The sequence below is a fragment of the Kitasatospora sp. NPDC088264 genome (genome assembly GCF_040685715.1).
GTDB lineage: Bacteria > Actinomycetota > Actinomycetes > Streptomycetales > Streptomycetaceae > Kitasatospora.
On the sequence record NZ_JBFBIR010000019.1, the window covers coordinates 16,276 to 37,617 of the forward strand.

General features: G+C 72.2%; 17 protein-coding genes. 7 read left to right on the forward strand and 10 right to left on the reverse strand.

Going from position 1 to position 21,342, the window contains the following annotated elements; genetic code table 11:
• The first annotated feature begins 30 nt into the window (after positions 1–30).
• The gene (locus tag AB0O82_RS17365; protein WP_363584481.1) at positions 31–771 is read left to right on the forward strand and encodes a VOC family protein; all 741 of its coding nucleotides are present in this window, start codon (positions 31–33) and stop codon (positions 769–771) included.
• 18 nt (positions 772–789) lie between these two features.
• Here the strand turns inward: AB0O82_RS17365 and AB0O82_RS17370 are convergent, their stop codons facing one another.
• The 4 genes from AB0O82_RS17370 to AB0O82_RS17385 all read right to left on the reverse strand — a co-directional run bounded on the left by AB0O82_RS17370 (position 790) and on the right by AB0O82_RS17385 (position 6,245).
• Positions 790–1,443 carry a thymidine kinase gene (locus AB0O82_RS17370; RefSeq protein WP_063349376.1) on the reverse strand — a complete coding sequence of 218 codons (654 nt, stop codon included), beginning with the start codon at positions 1,441–1,443 and terminating at the stop codon, positions 790–792.
• A gap of 61 nt (positions 1,444–1,504) precedes the next feature.
• Entirely contained in the window at positions 1,505–2,692 is a 1,188-nt protein-coding gene (locus AB0O82_RS17375) for a nucleotide pyrophosphatase/phosphodiesterase family protein (RefSeq protein WP_363584483.1), read from the reverse strand.
• A gap of 35 nt (positions 2,693–2,727) precedes the next feature.
• Positions 2,728–3,327 (reverse strand): DUF5998 family protein, encoded by a 600-nt coding sequence (locus AB0O82_RS17380; protein ID WP_063349374.1) that lies wholly within the window; start codon positions 3,325–3,327, stop codon positions 2,728–2,730.
• A 92-nt stretch (positions 3,328–3,419) separates the two neighbouring features.
• Positions 3,420–6,245, reverse strand: coding sequence for a GNAT family N-acetyltransferase (locus tag AB0O82_RS17385; protein ID WP_363584623.1), 2,826 nt, complete (start codon positions 6,243–6,245; stop codon positions 3,420–3,422).
• Positions 6,246–6,478: 233 nt separating this feature from the next.
• Between AB0O82_RS17385 and AB0O82_RS17390 the strand changes: the two genes are divergently transcribed.
• Positions 6,479–6,760, forward strand: coding sequence for an HPr family phosphocarrier protein (locus AB0O82_RS17390; protein ID WP_360258304.1), 282 nt, complete (start codon positions 6,479–6,481; stop codon positions 6,758–6,760).
• A 141-nt stretch (positions 6,761–6,901) separates the two neighbouring features.
• On the forward strand, positions 6,902–7,714 hold the full coding sequence (locus AB0O82_RS17395) for an LAGLIDADG family homing endonuclease (RefSeq protein WP_363584485.1): 813 nt from the start codon (positions 6,902–6,904) through the stop codon (positions 7,712–7,714).
• Between the two features lie 38 nt (positions 7,715–7,752).
• Here AB0O82_RS17395 and AB0O82_RS17400 read toward each other — a convergent pair whose 3' ends face one another.
• The 3 genes from AB0O82_RS17400 to AB0O82_RS17410 form a co-directional block, all read right to left on the reverse strand.
• Entirely contained in the window at positions 7,753–8,946 is a 1,194-nt protein-coding gene (locus tag AB0O82_RS17400) for an RtcB family protein (protein ID WP_363584487.1), read from the reverse strand.
• Positions 8,947–9,261: 315 nt separating this feature from the next.
• Positions 9,262–10,626, reverse strand: coding sequence for a pitrilysin family protein (locus AB0O82_RS17405; protein WP_350880226.1), 1,365 nt, complete (start codon positions 10,624–10,626; stop codon positions 9,262–9,264).
• Between the two features lie 20 nt (positions 10,627–10,646).
• Positions 10,647–12,008 carry a pitrilysin family protein gene (locus AB0O82_RS17410; protein ID WP_363584489.1) on the reverse strand — a complete coding sequence of 454 codons (1,362 nt, stop codon included), beginning with the start codon at positions 12,006–12,008 and terminating at the stop codon, positions 10,647–10,649.
• Positions 12,009–12,258: 250 nt separating this feature from the next.
• Between AB0O82_RS17410 and AB0O82_RS17415 the strand changes: the two genes are divergently transcribed.
• Entirely contained in the window at positions 12,259–14,709 is a 2,451-nt protein-coding gene (locus AB0O82_RS17415; RefSeq protein WP_363584491.1) for a DNA topoisomerase IV subunit A, read from the forward strand.
• Between the two features lie 95 nt (positions 14,710–14,804).
• Positions 14,805–15,707 carry a sucrase ferredoxin gene (locus AB0O82_RS17420; protein ID WP_363584493.1) on the forward strand — a complete coding sequence of 301 codons (903 nt, stop codon included), beginning with the start codon at positions 14,805–14,807 and terminating at the stop codon, positions 15,705–15,707.
• A 196-nt stretch (positions 15,708–15,903) separates the two neighbouring features.
• On the opposite strand, the gene AB0O82_RS17425 is transcribed toward AB0O82_RS17420, so the two are convergent.
• The 3 genes from AB0O82_RS17425 to AB0O82_RS17435 form a co-directional block, all read right to left on the reverse strand.
• Positions 15,904–16,980 (reverse strand): ABC transporter substrate-binding protein, encoded by a 1,077-nt coding sequence (locus AB0O82_RS17425; RefSeq protein WP_350880086.1) that lies wholly within the window; start codon positions 16,978–16,980, stop codon positions 15,904–15,906.
• A gap of 105 nt (positions 16,981–17,085) precedes the next feature.
• Complete coding sequence (locus tag AB0O82_RS17430; protein WP_363584495.1) at positions 17,086–17,961, reverse strand: ABC transporter permease; 876 nt, start codon at positions 17,959–17,961, stop codon at positions 17,086–17,088.
• Complete coding sequence (locus tag AB0O82_RS17435; protein WP_063349366.1) at positions 17,951–18,775, reverse strand: ABC transporter ATP-binding protein; 825 nt, start codon at positions 18,773–18,775, stop codon at positions 17,951–17,953. Before AB0O82_RS17435 ends, AB0O82_RS17430 begins: the two co-directional genes overlap by 11 nt.
• Positions 18,776–18,994: 219 nt before the next feature.
• On the opposite strand from AB0O82_RS17435, the gene AB0O82_RS17440 reads away from it, so the two are divergent.
• Both AB0O82_RS17440 and AB0O82_RS17445 read left to right on the forward strand, forming a co-directional pair.
• Positions 18,995–20,590, forward strand: a complete 1,596-nt coding sequence (locus AB0O82_RS17440) for a sensor histidine kinase (protein WP_363584497.1) — start codon at positions 18,995–18,997, stop codon at positions 20,588–20,590.
• Positions 20,590–21,279 carry a response regulator gene (locus AB0O82_RS17445; RefSeq protein ID WP_363584499.1) on the forward strand — a complete coding sequence of 230 codons (690 nt, stop codon included), beginning with the start codon at positions 20,590–20,592 and terminating at the stop codon, positions 21,277–21,279. The genes AB0O82_RS17440 and AB0O82_RS17445 overlap by 1 nt, the downstream gene beginning before the upstream one ends.
• Positions 21,280–21,342: the final 63 nt, after the last annotated feature.

Here is a 21,342-nt window from a genome sequence, read left to right on the forward strand (position 1 = left end):
CCACCCATGAGGGGGCCCGCATTGCCCGCGGTGGAACTCCGACTGGCCCAGGGCACCCCCTGCTGGGTCAGTCTGCTGACCGACGACCTGGCCGGCGCCCGCGTGTTCTACGCCGACCTGCTCGGCTGGACCTACACCCCGGGCCCCGGCCAGCTCGGCGCCTACGTCCGCGCCGAACTCGACGGGGCACCGGTCGCCGGCCTCGGCGTCTCCACCGCCACCGGCTTCCCGGTGCAGTGGACCAGCTACTTCGCCGTCGACGACGCCGACCACACCGCCCAACTGGTGCGCGCCTGCGGCGGAACCGTGGCCGTCGGGCCGCTCCAGGCCGAACGCGCCGGGCGGATGGCCATCGCCGCCGACGTCTCCGGCGCCGTCTTCGGCCTCTGGCAGGGCGAGGAGCACACCGGCCGGGAGGCCGGGCCCGAACCCGGCGGACCGGCCTGGACCGAACTGCTCACCCCCGACACCGACGGCGCCGTCGCCTTCTACACCGCGGTACTCGACCGCCCCGTCCGGCACGCCGACGACGAGTCCACGCTACTCGTGCACGGGCGACCGGTCGCCGGCATCCGGCACCGCGCCGAACTGCGCGGCCATCCGCCCCGCTGGCGGGTCCACTTCGCCGTCCGCGACGCCGACGCCACCGCCCGGCACGCCGTCGGACTCGGCGGCCGCGTCCTGGTCGAACCGCACGACACCGCCCGCGGCCGCGCCGCCCGGCTGTCCGACCCGCAGGGCGGGCACTTCTCGGTGCTGGAACTCCGTTAGCGCGCCCGGGAGCAGGACTCAGACCTGCTGCTCGAAGGGCAGCACGTCCGGCGAGAGCACCGAGGCCCGGGCCGTCGCGGCGGTCAGCCGGCGGCGGTGGTGCCGGCGGCAGAGCACCTCGTACCCGACCTCGTCCTCGTTCACCGAGATGTCGCCGACCACCACCTGGGCGCCCTCGACCACCATCACCCCGCCCACCGTCCGGGCGTTGTGCGTCGCCCGCGCACCGCACCAGCACAGCGCCTCGACCTGGAGCACCTCCACCCGGTCCGCCAGCTCGATCAGCCGCTGGGAGCCGGGGAACAGCCGGGTGCGGAAATCCGTGGTGATCCCGAACGTGTAGGCGTCGATGTCGAGTTCGTCCACCACCCGGGCCAACTGGTCGACCTGCTCGGCGGCGAAGAACTGCGCCTCGTCGCAGATCAGGTAGTCCACCCGGCCGCCCGCCGAGAGCCGGTGCACCACGTACGCGTGGAAGTCGAAGTCGTCCGTCACCTCGACCGCGTCCGCCCGCAGGCCCAGCCGGCTGGAGATGGTCGCCGCACCAGCGCGGTCGTGGCGGGTCAGGATGAGGCCCTGCCGGCCGCGGGCGGAGTGGTTGTGGTCCATCTGCAGCGCCAGCGTCGACTTGCCGCAGTCCATCGTGCCCGAGAAGAACACCAGTTCAGCCATGGGTGGAGCAAAGGCCTTTCACATCAGGGGAGTTCGGGCACAGAAGAGTCAAGGACCCGGCTCAGCCGCGAACTTCGAGCAGCGGCACGAACTGCTCGACCGGGGTCATCGAACCGTGCAGGCCGATCATCGCGGACTCGCCCGGCTCGTTGCGGGAGGCGGTGATCGCGATGTCGTCCCGCGCCGCGGCCACCACGTCGCCGATCCGCCCGTACACCCGCTCGTCCACGGCCGGACCGAACCAGCCCGCCGCGATCGCCTGGTCCCGGGTGGCCACCCACATCCGGTCGCCCAGGACCTCGCTCCAGACCGCGAACACGTCGGCCGCCGCACCGGGCACCGCGTACACGTGCCGGGCCCGGCCCTCGCCGCCCAGCAGGGCCACGCCGGCACCCAGCTCCCAGTCCTCGTCGAAGTCGATCCGGTCCTCCGGCGCGATGTCGATCATGCCGTGGTCAGCGGTCACGTACATCGCCGAACGCGGCGGCAGCCGCTCGGCCAGCCGGCGGGCCAGCCGGTCCACCGCGTCCAGGGTCATCCGCCACTCGTCCGAGTCCACCCCGAAGCGGTGGCCCGCACCGTCCAGCTCGCTGACGTACGTGTAGACCAGCGCCCGGTCGTGCTCGGCCAGCCAGGAGGCCGCCAGGTCCATCCGCTCCTCGCCCGTGGTCCGGCCCAGGAAGGTGCCGCCGGACAGCGCCACCCTGGTCAGCGGCGTCTGCGAGAACAGCGGGGAGGACACCTGCGCGGTCGCCACCCCGGCGGCGTCCGTCCGCTCGAAGACCGTCGGGTACGGCTGCCAGACGTGCGGGTCGGTGTGCGGCTGCCAACGCAGCTGGTTCATCAGATAACCGGCGCCCGGCACCGCGACCGTGTACCCGGCCAGGCCGTGCAGCCCCGGCGGCGTGCCGGTGCCGACCGAGGCCAGCGAAGTCGCCGTGGTCGACGGGAAACCAGCGGTCAGCGGGCGGCCCGAACCACCCATCGAACTCCCGGCCAGCGCGGACAGGAACGGCGCGTACTCCGGGTGCCGCAGCAGCAGCTCCCAGCCCAGGCCGTCCACCAGGAACACCACCACCCGGTCCGCCGGGGCGATCGGCAGGGTCGCGGTGAAGCCCGGGACGCCCAGGCCCGCCGCCACCGAGGGCAACAGGTCGCAGAGCGAACCACTGCCGTACGGGGGCGCGGGAGCCGCGGCCGGGTCGAGGATCTCGAAGGCGTCGAAGCCGCCGGAGGGTGCGAAGGACATGAAACCGGATTCGTAGCAGTCGAAGGCGGCGGCGCTCAGACCCGCGGGCCGTTGCTGATCGTCGCGTCGGAGAGAGCGCGGGCGAACACCAGCGCCTGGGCCACCGTCTCCGGGCCGTCACCGGCCTCGCTCACCCGCAGTGAGAGATCGTCAGCCGTCGCCGAGCCGGTGTAGCCGTGGTCAGCCTCGCAGTTCGGATCCGAACAGCCCGCGGGCTCCAGGTCCAGCCGCTGCACCGCACCCCAGCCGATCGTCAGCACCACCTCGCGCGGCAGCGTCCCCGGCGTGTACGTCTCCGGGTTCGCGACCATCCGGCTCAGCACGACCGAACCGATCCGGTCCAGCCGGACACTCTCCGTCGACGTCGTCGCGAACGGCACCGCCGGGCTGCCCGCGTCCCCCGACTGCTCATCGGTGTGGCTCACCACGAACCGCGTCGGGGTCAGCACCAGCACCGTCACGTGCCGACGCACCTCGTTGGCGTCGAAGGTCGTCTCCTGGTGCACCAGGTAGGAGCTGATCGGCTCCGGGCCCACCGCGGCCTCGACCGCCTCGGACACCAGGGCCGGGTAGTAACCGCTGCGCTCGATCGCCGAGCGCAGGTCCTGAGTGCTGGTGGTACCGGTCTTCGCCATAACTCCATCCTGGCATGGTCCGCCGACGAAGCGGGCGGCACGGCGCCGAGCTTCGAACAACAGCGCCCACAGGCAGGCGCAACCAAGGAAGGTTACAGGGTGCTCATCGCGCGCGGGCCCAGATCGCTGCGGACGGGCAGCGGCGCGATCCGCACCCGCGCCCCCAGGATCGCCAGCCCGTACGGGGCCACGACCACCGGTTCGAGATCCACCGAGGCGATCTCCGGCACGTCGTCCACCAACTGCGACACCCGCAGCAGCAACTCCTCCAGCGCGTCGGTGTCCACCGCCTCCGCGCCCCGCCAACCGAACAGCAGGGGCGCCGCGCGCACCTCCCGGACCAGCCCGGCCACCTCCTGGTCGGTCGCCGGGACCAACCGGTGCGCCACATCGCCCAGCAGCTCGGCGGGCGCCCCGGCCAGGCCGAACGACAGGATCGCGCCGACCGCCGGATCCACCGTGGCACCGATCACGGTGTCCACCCCGCGCGGCGCCATCCGCTGCACCACCAGCTCCGCCTGCGCCGCACCGCCCAGCAGCGCGTCCAGCTCGCGGTGCGCCCGGCGCAGCCCGGGCTCGCCGGTCAGATCCAGCCGCACGCTGCCCAGGTCCGGGCGGTGGCGCAGATGCGGGGCGGTGGCCTTCAACGCCACCGGGTAGCCGAGCGTCGCCGCGGCCCGCACGGCCGCCTCCTCGTCCGGGGCCGGCAGCGCCGGGAAGACGTCGATGCCGTAGCGGGCCAGCAGCTCGCGGGCCCCGGCGTCCGGCAGGGTGATCCGGGCGCCGCCCGGCTGCGTCCGCGCGGCAATCGCCGTCCGGGTGCTCAACGCCGCCTCGACCAGCGCGCGGGCGCCCGGCTCGTCGATCCGGTCCAGCTCGGGCACCCGGGCCGTCTCCTCCGCCTCGGCCGTCCGGCGCCGCCACTGCGCGTAGTGCACCGCGTGCGCCAGCGCCCGCACCGCCCGCTCCGGCGCCGCGAACGCCGGCACGCCCCCCGGGCGCAGCCGGACCGGCAGATCGGTCAACGCCAGATGGGCGAGCACCAGCGGCTTGCCCAACTCCCTTGCCCTTCGGCTGGCTTCGAGCAGTGCGTCGGCGATCTCCGGATCGTCCGAACCCATCTCCGGATCGTCCGGGCCGGTCAGCCGGCCGCCCATGAAGGCGTGCGCGGACGTGCCGATCGGCGGGATCGCCACCGCGATCACCGCGTCCACCGCCGGATCGGCCAGCGCCACGTCCAGCGCGATCCGGAAGTTCTCGCCCGTCGCGGCCGTGGTCAGGTCCACCGGGGTGCGCGGCCGCAGGCCCGCGCTCAGGCAGGCGTCGTAGGTCAGCAGGCCCAGCGAGTCCGAGTTGCCGACCACCGCGACCCGGTCCCCCGGCGGCAGCGGCTGCAGGGCCAGCAGCTCCCCGGTGTCGTACAGCTCGGTGATCGTCTCCACCCTGATCACGCCCGCCTGCTCGAACAGCGCGTCCACCGTCGCGTCGCGCAGCCCCGTCGCGGTCGCCGGCACCGCGTGGCCCGGCGGCAGGCTGCCGGTGTGCCGGGCGCCCTTCACCACCACGACCGGCTTCACCGCGGCCAGCCGGCGCGCGATCCGGGTGAACTTGCGCGGGTTGCCGAAGGACTCCAGGTAGAGCAGCACCACCTCGGTGGCCTCGTCCTCCGCCCAGTACTGCAGGAAGTCGTTCCCGGAGACGTCCGACCGGTTGCCCACCGAGGCGAAGGAGGACACCCCCAAGCCCCTGCGGTGCGCCGACTCCAGCAGGGCCACCCCGATCGCACCGGACTGGCAGAAGATCCCGAACCCGCCCCGGCCCGGCAGCTGCGGAGCCAGCGAGGCGTTCAACGGGCGGTCCGGATCGGTGTTGATCAGGCCGAAGGCGTTCGGGCCGATCACCCGCATCCCCGCCGCCCGCGCCTGGCGCACCAGCGCGCGCTGGCGGTCCCGGCCCTCCGGACCGGTCTCCGCGTACCCGGCGGTCACCACCACCAGGCCCTGCACCCCGTGCGCACCGCACTCGGCGACCGCCGCCGGGACGGCCCCCTCCGGGACGGCGATCACCGCGAGATCCACCGGCCCCGGAATGTCCAGAACCGAACGGTGCACCGGGACGCCGTCCAGCTCGGTGCCCGGCGGGGCGTTGCGGTTCACCGCGTACACCGGGCGCGTGTCGTCGGCACTGCCCAGCAGGTCCCGCAGGATCGCCCGGCCCACCGTCTGCGGATTGCGCGACACCCCGATCACCGCCACCGACCGCGGGGTCAGCAGCCGCTGCACCGACTTCGCCTCCGCCCGGTGCTCGCGCGCCCGCATCACCGCCAGCGAACGGTCCGTCTGCTCAAGATCGAACTCCAGGTGCACCACACCGTCGGTGAAACTGCGGCGCTGCGTGTAGCCGGCATCGGTGAAGACCTTCACCATCTTCCGGTTCTCCGGCAGCACCTCCGCCTGGAACCGGCGGATCCCGCGCTCCTGCGCCACCGCCGCGATGTGCTCCAGCAGCGCCGACGCCACCCCGCGGCCCTGATGGGCGTCCTGCACCAGGAACGCCACCTCGGCGTCCGTCCCGGCCTCGGACGGACGGCCCTGCGCGTCGATCCGGTCGTAGCGGACGGTCGCGATGAAACGGTCCCGGACCACCACCGCCAGCGCCACCCGGTCCACGAAGTCGTGGTGGGTGAAACGGCGGACGTCCTTCTCCGACAACCGGGGGTAGGGGGCGAAGAAACGGAAGTACTTGGACTGGTCCGATACCTGTGCGTAGAACTCCACCAGACGCTCCGCGTCCTCCGGCGTGATCGGCCGGATGCGGGCCGTACCGCCGTCCCGCAGCAGGATGTCGGCCTCCCAGTGCTGGGGGTAATCCGGTCCGGATTCCCGCCGGTCACCGGGGTCCTGCTCGGGCTGCGCCACTGCGGAGTCGTCCACATTCGTCAGGTTATCCGGCAGTGAGCCGAATGGCGCCGGGTGCACACTGGCTGCAGGGTGGGCAGGGCCGCCGGCCGGGCCTTATGCCCCGAAAAGAAACAATCACAAGTCCCGAACGCAGCGGCTCGCAGGGACCGCCTGCGTGCAACACTGGTCTAGACAACATGGCCGCTTCCCCGAGCACGGCCGTAACCAGCTTCACCGGAAAGGCACGTCTCATGGCTGAGCGCCGCGTCACCATCGGTTGGGCCGAGGGCCTGCACGCCCGTCCCGCCTCCGTCTTCGTCCGGGCCGTCACGGCCACCGGCGTGCCGATCACCATCGCCAAGCCCGGCGGCAACCCCGTCAACGCCGCCTCCATGCTCGGCCTGCTCGCCCTCGGCGCCCAGGGCGGCGACGAGGTCGTCCTCGCCTCCGACGCCGAGAACGCCGACGACGCGCTCGACCGCCTCGCCAAGCTCGTCCAGGAAGGCCTCGACGAGCTCCCGGCCGCGGCCTGAGCCGACTCGACCGACGGAAGCGCCCGGCAGCCATAGCGCTGCCGGGCGCTTCTGTTCGCGGAATCGATCGTATCCACACCATTGAGCGAACTGGTGAGCGATCACGCTCCTTCGGCGATTGATCGCACAGATGCTCGCCGCATGACGTTCTTCGACCTCGAACGACCCGAGCACGCCTACATGTTCGCCTTCCTCCAGGCAGACGGACACCTCACCGAGCAGTCCCGCAACCGTGGTCGGCTCTCCGTGGAACTCTCCGCGCGCGACGCGCCCATCCTGGAGGAGTTCCAGCGGCTCTGCCCGTACAACAGCAGCATCCGATACCGGACGCGCAGCACGAACTTCAAGACGGAGCACACCTCGGTGATGTGGACCGTCTGTGCCCGGGAGTTCCGCGAGGAGTTGCAGGGCCTCGGCCTGCCGGTGGGGCGGAAGTCCGAGATCGTCGCGCCGCCGAGCGTGCCGTTCTCCGAGCGCGACTACCTGCGCGGCCTCATCGACGCCGACGGCTCGGTCGGCCTCACGTCCAAGGATCTGCCCTTCGTCAGCCTGGCCACCAAGAGCGACGCAACGGCCGTCTTCACCGCCACCTATGCAGAACGCCTCTGCGGAGCCCGACGCAAGCTCAACCGCAACAAGCGCGACAACATCTACAACATCCTCTTCCTCGCGGAAGCTGCTGTGGCCTTGACTACCGATCTCTACTACCCGGGCAGTCTGGCACTACCCCGCAAGCAGGCCGGTGCCGATCGAGTCAGCGCGTGGGTTCGCCCACCGACCATGGGGTTCGCTCCCCCTCGGCGCGGTTGGACTCCAGAGGAGGACGAAGTGATCCTCACCGCACCAAACATGGAAGCGGCCTCCGAGTACCTGGGCCGAACGCTCAAGAGCTGCAAGGTCCGTCACTGGCGACTTGCCGGCCCGAAACGTCCGAGAGTCTTTCCGCAGCGGTGAGGATGGCCCCTGGCGATGCCGGGGGCCATCTCGTCCGACTACCCCTTGACGCAGACGACCTGCTTGAGGTGGGCGACCACCTCGACGAGGTCCTTCTGCTGCTCGATGACCTTTTCGATGGACTTGTAGGCGCCCGGGATCTCGTCCACGACACCGCTGTCCTTGCGGCACTCCACACCCTTGGTCTGCTCCACCAGATCCTGCGTGGAGAACCGCTTCTTCGCGGCGCTACGGCTCATCTTGCGGCCGGCGCCGTGCGAGGCCGAGTTGAACGCCGCCTCGTTGCCGAGACCGCGGACGATGTAGGAGCCGGTGCCCATGGACCCCGGGATGATCCCGTAGTCGCCCGTGCCGGCCCTGATCGCGCCCTTGCGGGTCACGAGCAGGTCGACACCGTCGTACGTCTCCTCCGCCACGTAGTTGTGGTGGCAGCTGATGACCTCGTCGAAGGTGACCTTCGCCTTGGGGAACTCGCGACGGACAACGTCCTGGAACAGCGCCATCATCACCGCGCGATTGTTCTTGGCGTACTCCTGGGCCCAGAAGAGGTCCTGTCGGTAAGCAGCCATCTGCGGGGTCTCCGCGATGAAGACCGCGAGGTCCCGGTCGATAAGACCCTGGTTGTGAGGAAGAGACCGTGCCACCTCCATGTGGTGCTCGGCTAGTTCCTTGCCGATATTGCGCGATCCAGAATGCAACATCAACCAAACAAAACCGGTCCCATCTAGGCACACTTCCGAAAAGTGGTTGCCGCGCCCGAGCGTTCCTATCTGCTGCATGGCCCGCTCACGCCGCCAATGCACCGCCGGAGCGACCCTCTCAAAGCGCTGCCAGAAGCCGTTCCAGCCAGCCGCCTGAAAGCCGTAGAGCTTCGTCGGGTCAACCGGTTCTGTGTGAACGCCAGCGCCAACCGGGATGGCCTGCTCGATCTTGGAGCGGAGGCGGGACAGGTCGTCGGGGAGGTCCTTTGCGGTGAGGGAGGTCTTCACCGCGCTCATTCCGCAGCCGATGTCGACACCGACCGCCGCCGGGCAGACGGCGCCCTTCATAGCGATGACGGAGCCGACGGTCGCGCCCTTGCCCAGGTGGACGTCGGGCATCACGGCGAGGCCGTGCAGCCAGGGCAGGGAGCTGATGTTGCGCAGCTGCTGCAGGGCCTGGCCCTCGACGGTGGCCGGGTCGGTCCACATCCGGATCGGGACCCGGATTCCGGGCACCTCGGTGTACGTCATGGTCGAACGACCTCCAGCGGTCGGGTGGTTCGGGGAAGGGGGTGCCGTGCGAAGAAGCCCGGTGCGGCTCGGGGAAGTTCGGGGGTAGGGCTCAGGCGCCCTGGGCACAGGGGGAGGACGGCCTCGGGGAGCGTCGGCGTATGGCTCGCTCGACCCGCATGGTGACCGCCTCCCTTCGTTCGTCGTCGTTCGTCGTCGTTCGTCCGTGTGTGCCGGGGATATCTATCCACGGAACGCCGCTGGCCCGCAACGGATTTAACAACGCGACGGCCCGGCGGAGCGGGTGCTCCACCGGGCCGTACGGGAAACGCCGGGTCAGCTGACGACGGTGACCTCGCCGATGCCGAGAGCCCGCACGTCGTCGGCGATGACGGCGGCGTCGCCGACCAGCACGGTGACCAGGCGGTCCGGCGGGAAGGCGGCGACGACGGCCTCGGTGGCGGCGGCGGTGGGCAGTTCGGCGAGCTGCCGGTAGACCTCGGCCTGGTAGTCGTCCGCGAGGTACTGCTCGACCTGGTCGGCCAGGGTGCCGGCGACCGAGCCCGCGGTCTCGTACTTCAGCGGTGCGACGCCGACCAGGAACTGCACGGCCTCGTCGCGCTCGGCGTCGGTGAGGCCCTCGGCGGCGAGGGTACGCAGGATGGTCCAGGTGTCGGCGAGCGCCGGGGCGGTGGAGGCGGTGTCCACCGAGCCGCTGATGGCGAGCAGCGAGCGGCCGCTGCCGTCGGCGGCGGAGCGCAGCGGCTGGGCGAAGGAGCGGACGCCGTAGGTGTAGCCCTTCTCCTCGCGCAGGACGCGGTCGAGGCGGGAGGTGAGGGTGCCGCCAAGGCAGTAGGTGCCGAGGATCTGGGCGGCCCAGACGGGGTCGTGGCGGTCGGGGCCGATGCGGCCGATGAGGAGTTGGGTCTGGACGGAGCCGGGGCGGTCGACGATGACGACGCGGCCGCGGTCGTCGGCGGTGACGGGGGCGTGGGCGGAGGCTTCGGCGGTGTTGCCGGTCCAGGTGCCGAGGGTGCTCTCCAGGAGGGCGGGCAGGTCGGTGCCGGTGAGGTCGCCGACCACGACGACGGTGGCGGTGGCGGGGCGCACGTGGGCGTCGTAGAAGGCCTTGACGGCGGCCCGGTCGATGGCCTTGACCGTGTCGGCGGTGCCGCTGCGGGGCCGGGAGAGGCGGTCGGCGCCGTCGAAGAGCTCGGCGTAGAGGGCCTTGGCGGCGCGCCGGGCGGGGTTGGCCTGCTCGTGGACGATCTCGTCGAGGCGGTTGGCGACGAGGCGCTCGATCTCGTCCTCGGGGAGGGCGGGGGCGCGCAGGGCGTCGGCGAGCAACGAGAGGCCGCGCTGCAGGCGGGAGGCGGGGACCTCCAGGGAGACGCGGATGCAGGGGTGGTCGGCGTGGGCGTCGAGGGTGGCGCCGGCGCGTTCGAGTTCGGCGGCGTACTCCTCGGCGGTGAGGGTGTCGGTGCCTTCGCTGAGGGCGCGGGCGAGGATGGCGGCGATGCCGTCGAGGCCGTCGGGTTCGGCGGCGAGCGGGGCGTCGAGGAGGACCTCGACGGCGACGAGCTGCTGGCCGGGCCGGTGGCAGTGCAGGACGGTGATGCCGTTGCCGAGGGCGGCGCGCTCGGGGGCGGGGAAGGCCCAGGGGCCGGGGGTGCCGGGCTCGGGCTGGGGGTGGAACGTCATGGCGGGGACGTAGTCGGTGCTCATGCGGCGGCACCCTCCTCATCGGTGGCGGCGGGGGCGTCGGTGTCGTCGGCCGTGGTGGGCTCGTAGACGAGGACGGCCCGGTTGTCGGGGTGGAGCCGGGCCTTGGCGACGGCCTGGACCTCCTCGGCGGTGATGTCGAGGACCTTGGGGAGGGCGTCGTTGAGAAGCTTGGGGTCACCGAACAGGACGGCGTAGCGGCAGAGTTCGTCGGCGCGGCCGGCAACGGTGGTGAGCCGGTCGAGCCATTCGCGCTCGATCTGGGCCTGGGCCCGTTCGAGTTCCTCGGGGGTGGGGCCTTCGGCGGCGAAGCGGGCGAGTTCCTCGTCGACGGCGGCGTCGATCTGCTCGATGGTGGCGTCGCCGGAGGTCTTGACGTCGAGCCAGCCGAGGCTGGGGGCGCCAGCGAGGCGGAGCAGGCCGAAGCCGGCGGCGACGGCGGTGCGGTCGCGGCGGACGAGCCGGTTGTAGAGGCGGCTGGACTCGCCGCTGCCGAGGATGGTGAGGGCGAGGTCGGCGGCGTCGGCGTCGCGGGTGCCGTCGTGCGGGAGGCGGTAGGCGGCCATCAGGGCGCGGGAGGGGACGTCCTCGCGGACGTGCTCGCGCAGTTCGCTGCCGATGGTGTCGGGGAGTTCGCCGGAGCGCGGCGGCTGCTTGCCGTCGTGGGCGGGGATGCTGCCGAAGTACTTCTCGACCCAGGCGATGGTCTGCTCGGGGTCGATGTCGCCGACGACGGTGAGGACGGCGTTGTTGGGCGCGTAGTAGGTGCGGAAGAACGCGCGGGCGTCGTCGAGGGTGGCGGCGTCGAGGTCGGCCATGGAGCCGATCGGGGTGTGGTGGTACGGGTGGCCGTCGGGGAACGAGAGCGCGGTGAGCTTCTCGAAGGCGGTGCCGTAGGGGACGTTGTCGTAGCGCTGGCGGCGCTCGTTCTTGACGACGTCGCGCTGGTTCTCCATGGACGTCTCGTCGAGGGCGGCGAGCAGCGAGCCCATGCGGTCGGCCTCCAGCCAGAGGGCGAGCTCCAGCTGGTGGGCGGGCATGGTCTCGAAGTAGTTGGTGCGCTCGAAGCTGGTGGTGCCGTTGAGCGAGCCGCCGGCGCCCTGGACGAGCTCGAAGTGCCCGTTGTTGGAGACGTTGGCGGAGCCCTGGAACATGAGGTGCTCGAAGAGGTGGGCGAGGCCGGTGCGGCCCTTGACCTCGTGGCGGGAGCCCACGTCGTACCAGAGGCAGACCGCGGCGACCGGGGTGAGGTGGTCCTCGGAGAGGACGACGCGCAGGCCGTTGGCCAGGCGGTGCTCGGTGATGGCGATGGCAGCGCCATGTCCTCCGGTGGAGGCGGATGCGGGGGCCGGGTTGGCCATGCGCTCGGGTCCTTCCCGTCGTCGATGTCGGGGTTCGTGTGGCGTCCCCCATTGTGGTGCAACGCGCGGGGGGCGTGTTCGTGTCCCGCGCAGACAGGGCGTTCGCCAGGGGCGGAAGAGGGGCGCTGGCCGGGAGTGTCGGCGCGAGGGTCCACAATGGGGGCGCCGAGCCCTGTTGACGAGGGTCGGCGGATGGACGTCAGAGACTGACCGAGACACAGCAAGCGAGACGTAAGGGAGCCCCGCCGCGATGGCCCGCCGCAGTTCGCAGACCCCGCCGCCCGGAGACTTCGAGGAGCGGATCCTCGATGTCGACGTCGTGGACGAGATGCAGGGCTCCTTCCTGGAGTACGCCTACTCGGTGATCTACTCGCGTGCGCTTCCGGACGCGCGGGACGGCCTGAAGCCGGTGCACCGCCGGATCCTGTACCAGGCCAACGAGATGGGCCTGCGGCCGGACCGCGCGCACGTGAAGTGCGCCCGTGTGGTGGGCGAGGTGATGGGCCGGCTGCACCCGCACGGCGACGCGTCGATCTACGACTCGGTCGTCCGGATGGCGCAGCCGTTCTCGATGCGGCTGCCGCTGATCGACGGGCACGGGAACTTCGGTTCGCTGGGCAACGACGACCCGCCGGCGGCGATGCGCTACACGGAGTCGCGGCTGACGGCGGCGTCGATGGCGATGGTGGAGTCGATCCACGAGGACACCGTCGACTTCGGTCCGAACTACGACGGCAGCGAGCAGGAGCCGTTGGCGCTGCCGGCGGCGTTCCCGAACCTGCTGGTGAACGGCGCGACGGGCATCGCGGTCGGCATGGCGACGAACATGCCGCCGCACAACCTGTCCGAGGTGGTGGCCGCGGCCCGGCACCTGATCAAGCACCCGACCGCGGACCTGGACACGCTGATGCGGTTCGTGCCCGGTCCGGACCTGCCGACGGGCGGGCGGATCGTGGGCCTGTCGGGGATCCGGGACGCGTACGAGTCGGGCCGCGGCACGTTCAAGATCCGGGCGACCACGACGGTCGAGGCGGTGACGGCGCGCCGCAAGGGCATCGTGGTGACCGAGCTGCCGTACAACGTCGGCCCGGAGAAGGTCATTTCGAAGATCAAGGACCTGGTCAACGCGAAGAAGCTGCAGGGCATCGCGGACGTCAAGGACCTGACCGACCGCGAGCACGGGCTGCGGCTGGTGATCGAGGTGAAGAACGGCTTCGTGCCGGAGGCGCTGCTGGAGCAGCTGTACAAGCTGACGCCGATGGAGGAGACCTTCGGCATCAACAACGTGGCGCTGGTGGACGGCCAGCCGCTGACGCTGGGGCTGAAGGAACTGCTGGAGGTCTACGTCGACCACCGGTTCACCGTGGTGCGGCGGCGCAGCGACTTCCGCCGGCGCAAGCGGGAGGAGCGGCTGCACCTGGTCGACGGCCTGCTGGTCGCGCTGCTCGACATCGACGAGGTCATCGCGATCATCCGGTCGAGTGACAACGCGGGGCAGGCGAAGGAGCGCCTGATGGAGCGCTTCTCGCTGTCGGAGACGCAGACGGCGTACATCCTGGACACTCCGCTGCGGCGGCTGACCCGGTTCGACCGGGTGGAGCTGGAGCAGGAGAAGGCGAAGCTGAACGCGGAGATCGCGGAGCTGACCGAGATCCTGGACTCGGACTCCCGGCTGCGCAGCGTGGTGTCGTCCGAACTCGGCGCGGTGGCGAAGCAGTTCGGGACGGAGCGGCGGACGGTGCTGCTGGAGGCGGGGGCGGCGCCGTCGGCGGCGCTGTCGGTGCCGCTGGAGGTGGCGGACGACCCGTGCCGGGTGCTGCTGTCGTCGACGGGCCTGCTGGCGCGGACGGCGGACGGGGAGCCGTTCGAGCTGTCGGAGAAGCGGTCGAAGCACGATGTGATCGTGTCGGCGGTGCCGGCGACGGCGCGGGCGGACGTGGGTGTGGTGACGTCGGCGGGCCGGGTGCTGCGGCTGCCGGTGATCGATCTGCCGGCTCTGCCGCCGACGCCGTCGCCGACGCTGGCCGGCGGGGCGGCGGTGGGCGAGTTCCTGCGGTTGGAGGCCGGGGAACGGGCGCTGGCGCTGACCACGCTGGACGAGTCCTCGCCGGGGCTGGCGCTGGGCACGGCGCAGGGCGTGGTGAAGCGGGTGGTACCGGAGTGGCCGGCGAACAAGGACGAGTTCGAGGTGATCGCCCTCAAGGAGGGTGACGAGCTGGTGGGCGCGGTCGAACTGCGCACCGGCGAGGAGGACTTGGTCTTCATCGCTTCGGACGCGCAGCTGCTGCGCTACCCGGCGGGGCAGGTGCGCCCGCAGGGCCGTCCGGCGGGCGGCATGGCGGGGATCAAGCTCTCCGACGGGGCGCGGGTGCTGTCGTTCACGGCGGTGGATCCGGCGTCGGACGCGGTGGTGGTCTCGGTGGCGGGGGCGTCGGGGACGCTGAGCGGCGAGGAGCAGACGTCGTGGAAGGTGACGCCGTTCGAGCAGTACCCGCGCAAGGGCCGGGCGACGGGCGGTGTGCGCTGCCAGCGGTTCCTGCGCGGCGAGGACGGTCTGACGTTCGCCTGGGCGGGCGTGGCCCCGGCCCGGGCGGCGTCCGACAAGGGCGCGCCGGTGGACCTGCCGGAGCGCGACCCGCGCCGTGACGGTTCGGGCACGCCGGTGACGGCTCCGATCGCGGTGGTGGCCGGCCCGGCGTAGGGCGCGGGCGTGGTGGAGGAGGGGTGCCGGAGCCGTCCGGCGCCCCTCCTTCGTCGTTCCGGGGCGCGGCGGGTGCCGAGGGTAGCCTTACCCGGGTGAGCACCTGTGCGACGCTGTCGCGTGAACTGTCGGAGCCGCTGACCGCCACCGCCGCGGTCGCGACCACCTGGCTGCTGGTGGAGCAGAACGGGCCGTGGGGCGCGAAGGCGCTCGGGGAGAGCCACCTGGACCCGGCGACGGGGCGGGCGCTGGACGCGGCCGCGGCGGGCACCGGGGTGCGGGTGGCGCTGATCCGGCGGCCGGGGCGGCACGCGGACTGCCTGCCGACGGCGCGGCACGAGGTGGTCGTGGCGCACACGGTGCCGGGTCGCGGCTGGGTGCGCCGGGCGGAGGTGGCCGATCCGGCGGAGCTGCTGGAGCTGGACTTCGCGGCGCTGGGCGTCGGTGACCACGGCGGTTTCGGGGTGGAGCACGTCGGCGGCCCGTTGGCGCTGGTGTGCACCAACGGGCGGCGGGACCGCTGTTGCGCGCTGCTGGGCCGCCCGTTGGCGGCGGAGCTGGCGGCGGCCGGGCACAGCGAGGTGTGGGAGGTGACGCACCTGGGCGGGCACCGCTTCTCCCCCACGATGCTGGTGCTGCCGTACGGCTACGCGTACGGGCGGCTGACGGCGGAGGCGGCCAAGGAGGTGCTGGCGGCGACGGCGGCCGGGCACATGGTGCCGGCCTGGTCGAGGGGCTGTTCGGGCTGGGAGCGTCCGGGTCAGGCGGCCGAGCACGCGGTGCGGTTGGCGACCGGGGAGACCGGGGTGGACGCGCTGACGCTGGCCCAGCGGCCGGACGGCGCGGGCCGTTGGCTGGTCTCGGTGCTGCACCAGGACGGCCGGGCCTGGGAGGTGGACGTGATCGAGGCGGTGAGCGAGCCGGCGCGTCCGGAGAGCTGCGGCAAGGCGGCGGGGACGCCGTCGCGGATGGACGTGCTCTCGGTGCGGGGTCGGTAGCGGGACGGAAGCGCGCCGGCAGGGTCTTCAGCAGGTCGGGAGCGCGCGGGCGGCCCCGCGCCCGTGGGGGTGAGCGCGGGACCGGAGCGCGCGGGCGGCCCCGCGCCCGTGGGGGTGAGCGCGGGACCGGAGCGCGCGGGCGGCCCCGCGCCTGCTGTCCACGGAGGTGCGCGGGGCCGTCACGTCGGGTGTCGGCTCAGCCGGTGACGGCCTTGCCTACGAACTCGGTGGTGTAGGTGCGGGAGAGGTCGATGGTGCCCTCCTTGCCCTTGACGTCCGGGTGGAAGGCGGCGAGCACGGCGAGGACGGTCTTGGGGCCGTCGGCCGGCATCACGCCGTCGGTGGTGAACATCGGCAGGGTCGCCTTGATCGCGGCCGCGTACTGCTCGGCGCCGCCCTGCGCGTAGTCGGCGGGCATCTTCGCGGCGATCTCCTCGGGGCTGTGCGTGGACATCCACTTGAGGGTCTTGACGAAGGCGTTGGCGAGCTTCTGGGTGGTGTCCTTGTTCTTCTCCACCCAGTCGGTGTTCATGTAGAGCGAGGACGACGGGTAGAGGCCGCCGAGGGCCTCGCGGGAGCCCTCGGGTGTGCGCATGTCGTAGAGGATTTTGCCGAGGCCCTTGTCGAGGACGTTGGCGACGGTCGGGTCGGTGGTCATCCCGCCGTCGATGCTGCCCTGTTGGAGCGCGGCGATGAAGGTCTGGCCGGCTCCGACCGCGATCGGGCTGAACTCGCTGACGGCGGTGCCGTTCTTGACGGCGAGGTACTTGGTGAGGAAGTCGGTGGAGGAACCGATGCTGGTGACGCCGAGCTTCTTGCCCTTGAAGTCGGCGCCGGACCTGATGGCGTCGGCCTGCTTGGTGGAGACGAGTTCGACCTCGCCGGGGGCCTGGGAGAACTGCACCACGGACTCGACGATCTTGCCCTTGGCCTGGAGGTCGATGGTGTGGTCGTAGAAGCCGACGGCGCCCTGGACGTCGCCGGCGAGCAGCGCGGTGGTGGCGTTGACGCCGGCGGGCTCGCTCATCAGCTCGACGTTGACGCCCGCGTCGGCGAAGAAGCCGAGCCGCTGGGTGAGCATCGCGGGCAGGTAGATGACCTTGTCCAGGCCACCGACCATGATCTTGACCTTCGGCCCGTCGACCTGCCGGCCGGCCGGGGCGGCGGCGCCGTGGGTGGTCGTGGCGGCGTCGTTGGCGCAGGCGGAGAGCGGGAGGAGCAGGACGGCGGCGAGGGCGGCCGCGGCGGGTCTGCCGATCGGGTTCGGGCGCATGGGTGGGGGTGCCTCTCTCTGCGAGGGGGGGATCAGCGGCGCAGGGGGTTCAGCGAAGCGGGGGGTTCGCGACGCAGGGGATGGGGTTCAGCGACGCAGAGGGGCTCAGCGGCCGTCGCCCGTGTCTGCGGGCTTCCAGCGGAACAGCTTCGTCTCGGCGAAGGTCAGCAGCCCCTCGGTGAGCAGCGCCACGACGGCGAGGATGGTCATGGCGGCGTACACGCCGGCCGCGTTGAAGGTGCCCTGGGCGGCGGCGACGAGCAGGCCGAGGCCCTTGGTGGCGCCGATGTACTCGCCGACGATGGCCCCGATCAGGGCGAAGCCGAAGCTGACGTGCAGGCTGGTGAAGATCCAGGTGGTGGCGGCGGGGATGACCACCTGGAGGGTGACCTTGCGGCCGTCGGCGCCGAGGATGCGGGCGTTGGAGACGAGGTTGCGGTCCACCTCGCGGGCGCCCTGGAAGGCGTTGAAGAACACCGGGAAGAACACCAGGACGACGGCGGAGGCGACCTTGGAGGCCGGGCCGAGGCCGAACCAGATCAGGAAGATCGGGGCGAGCACGATCCGCGGGATGGCGTTGAGCACCTTGATGTAGGGCCCGAACACGTCGGCCAGGAAGCGGACCCGGCCGAGCGCGATGCCGAGCAGCACACCGCAGATGACGCCGATCACCCAGCCGGTGAGGGCCTCGTAGAGGGTGTAGCCGATCTGTTCGCCGAGCGAGCCCTGCGCGGTGCCGTGGGTGATCCACTGCCAGATCTGGTCCCAGATCCTCGACGGCTGCGAGAAGTTGAACGGGTCGATGACGTCCGTGCGGGCGCAGACCTCCCACAGTCCGAGGAAGGCGACCAGGACCGCGACCCGGGCCCCGTAGACGGTCAACCTCCGGTTGCGGGCGGCCCGTTCGCGGGCCTCGGTACGGCTGGCGGGGGTGGCCGCCGGGGGCTTGTCGGCGACGGCCGACGCGGTCTCAAGCGGCACGACCCGCTCCTCTCTCCCGGGTGATGCGCACCTCTTCGCCGAGCGAGGCCCAGATCTCGCGGTACAGCTCGACGAACCTCGGTTCCAGCCGGACGGCCTCCACGGTGCGCGGTCGTGGCAGGTCGACGGTGAAGATCTCCTTGACGGTGGCCGGTCCGGCCGTCATGACGACGACCCGGTCGGCGAGCGCGATGGCCTCGTCCAGGTCGTGGGTGACGAAGACGACCGACGCGGCGTTCCCGGAGGACCTGGTCCCGGCCCACAGCTCCAGCAACTGGTCGGACATCAGGGCGCGGGTCTGCACGTCCAGCGCCGAGAACGGCTCGTCCATCAGCAGGATGTCCGGGTCGTTGACGAAGGTCTGGGCGAGCGCGACGCGCTTGCGCATGCCGCCGGACAGCTGGTGCGGGTAGCGGTCCTCGAAGGCGGCGAGGCCGACGCGGCCCAGCCAGTCCCGGGCCCGTTCCCTGGCCTCGGCGGTGGGCACGCCGCGGAAGCGCGGCCCGGCCATCACGTTGGACAGGACGGTGCGCCAGGGGAAGACGGCGTCCTGCTGGAAGACGAAACCGACCTTGGGGTGGATCCCGCGGACCGGCTCGCCGTCCACTCGGACCTCACCCTCGGTGGGCTCCTCCAGGCCGCTGACCAGGGTCAGCGTGGTGGACTTGCCGCAGCCGGTGGGCCCGACGACGGCGACGAACTCGCCTTGGGCGACGGTCAGATCGAGATCACGGACGGCGGTGTGCAGGGCCCCGGACGGGGTGCGGAACCGTTTCGTCGCGCCAGTCAGCTCGATCGCCGGGGTTGTGCTCATTCGATCCTCCCGGGTCTGTGCTTGCCCCGGAAAGGTAGGAGCGGGCCGGGCCCGGGCGGGAGCCTTCTCGGCGTACTGCGGTTTCTCCGCATTGAGGGGTGTTCTGCTCCTTTTGCTTCCGCTACAACTGCGGGGACGCGGCTGACAGAAACACGCCGGAAACGTAGGGTGTCCCGACCCTGACGTACCCGCCCCCACAGCCGCCGAGAGGAGGCCCGGATGAAGCTGCCCCGCTGGCCCCGCCGGGTCTTCGCGCAACTGCTGCTGAGCCAGACCGTCGTCACCGTCGGTGTCACCACCGTGACCGCCGGCCTGTTCCTGGCCCCGGTCAGCAGCGAGCTGGACCACGACGCGATGCAGCGGGCGCTGTCGATCGCCCAGGCCACCGCCACCGACGAGGCGATCGCCCGCGCCGCCGACGCCCGGGACTCGGCGACCGCGCAGCGCAACGCCGAGCAGATCCGGCTGGCCACCGGCGCGAGCTTCGTGGTGGTCACCGACCTGGACGGGATCCGGCTCTCGCACACCGACCCGGAGCGGATCGGCCACCGGGTCAGCACCGATCCGGAGCCGGCGCTCAGCGGGCTCAGCGTCACCGCGATGCAGCAGGGCACGCTGGGCCGCACCGCGCGCGGCAAGGTGCCGCTGCGGGCCGCGGACGGCCGGATCGTCGGCGAGGTGTCGGTCGGCATCAGCGACGACTCGATCCGCCGCCGGCTGCTGAAGATGCTCACCGGGATCCTGCTGTGCGCGGGCGCGGGCCTGGCCGCGGGGACGGTCGCCACGCTGGCGCTGGCCCGGCGGCTGAAGCGCCGCACCCACAACATCGCGCTGGCCGACATCTCGGCGCTGCTGGTGGAGCGGGAGGCGATGCTGCACGGCATCCGCGAGGGCATGGTGGCGCTGGACGAGCGCGGCCGGATCCGGCTGGCCAACGACGAGGCGGTGCGGCTGCTCGGCCTGCCGGAGGACTGCACCGGGCGGCCGATCCACGCGGTGCTGCCGCCGGGCCGGCTGGCGGACGTGCTGACCGGGCGGATCACCGGCGCCGACCTGCCGGCGGTCCGGGACGACCGGGTGCTGGTGGTCAACCGGATGGGCACGGCCGAGGGCGGCGCGGTCGTGACGCTCCGCGACCGGACCGAACTGGAGTCGCTGGTCCGCGAGTTGGACACCACGCGCAGCCTGACCGAGGCACTGCGCGCCCAGGACCACGAGCACGCCAACCGGATGCACACCCTGCTGGGCCTGCTGGAGCTGGGCCGCCACGAGCAGGCGGTGGCGTTCATCTCGGAGCAGTCCGGTTCGCACGCGGTGGTCGCGGCGCGGATCGCCGAGCAGGTGCAGGATCCGCACGTCGCGGCGCTGCTGGCGGGCAAGACGGCGGTGGCGGGCGAGCGCGGGGTGCGGCTGGCGCTGGCCCCGGCGGCGCACCTGCCGGACGCGGTGGTGGACGCGCGGGCGCTGGTGACGGTGCTCGGCAATCTGATCGACAACGCGGTGGACGCGCTCGCGGCGGGTGGGGGCGGCCGGCTGGAGGTGACGCTGGCGGCGGCCGGCTCCACACTGCTGCTCCAGGTCGCGGACAGCGGCCCGGGCGTGCCGGAGGAGCTGCGCGAGCAGGTCTTCGAGGAGGGGTGGACCAGCAAGGACGCGCCCGCGCACCGTCCGCGCGGGCTGGGGCTGGCGATGGTGCGGCGACTGGTCGAACGGACCGGCGGCCGGATCGTGCTCGACGCGGGACCGCTCGGCGGCGCCCGGTTCACGGTCGAGCTGCCCGAGGCCCTGCTCACCCCTCAGCTCGTGGAGGCCTGATGATCGACGTACTCGTGGTGGACGACGACTTCCGGGTCGCGGACGTGCACGCCGCGTACGTGGCCAAGGTGCCGGGCTTCCGGGTGACCGGTACCGCGCACTCGGCCGGGGAGGCGCTGGCCGCGCTGGAGCGCCGCCCGGTGGACCTGCTGCTGCTCGACCACCACCTGCCGGACGAGACCGGCCTGGCGCTGGTGCGCCGGCTGCGGGAGCGGCAGGTGGCCTGCGACGTGATGATGGTGACGGCCGCCCGGGACGTGTCGACGGTGCACGCCGCGATGCAGCACGGCGCGCTGCAGTACCTGGTCAAGCCGTTCACCTTCGCCGGCCTGCGGGACAAGCTGGTCGCGTACGCGCAGCTGCGGCACGCGCTGGCCGGCCCGGCGGCCCGGGAGGCCGGCCAGGACGAGGTGGACCGGCTGTTCGCCACCCTGCGCAGCGCCGCCGCCCCGGCCGGCCCGCTGCCGAAGGGGCACTCGGCGCCCACCACCGACCTGGTGCTGGGGGTGCTGCGCCAGGCGGGCCGCCCGCTGTCCGCGCAGGAGGTCGCGGACGCCACCGGGCTCAGCCGCTCGACGGCGCAGCGCTACCTCAAGCAGCTGGAGCGAGACAGCCGGCTGCGGCTGACCCTGCGCTACGGCGACACCGGCCGCCCCGAGCACCGCTACGGCCTGGCGGTCCGGACCTGACACCACGCCCGGACGTGGGGGAACCCCGGCGGCCCCAGGCCCGCCGGGGTTCCCCGGGGCGCG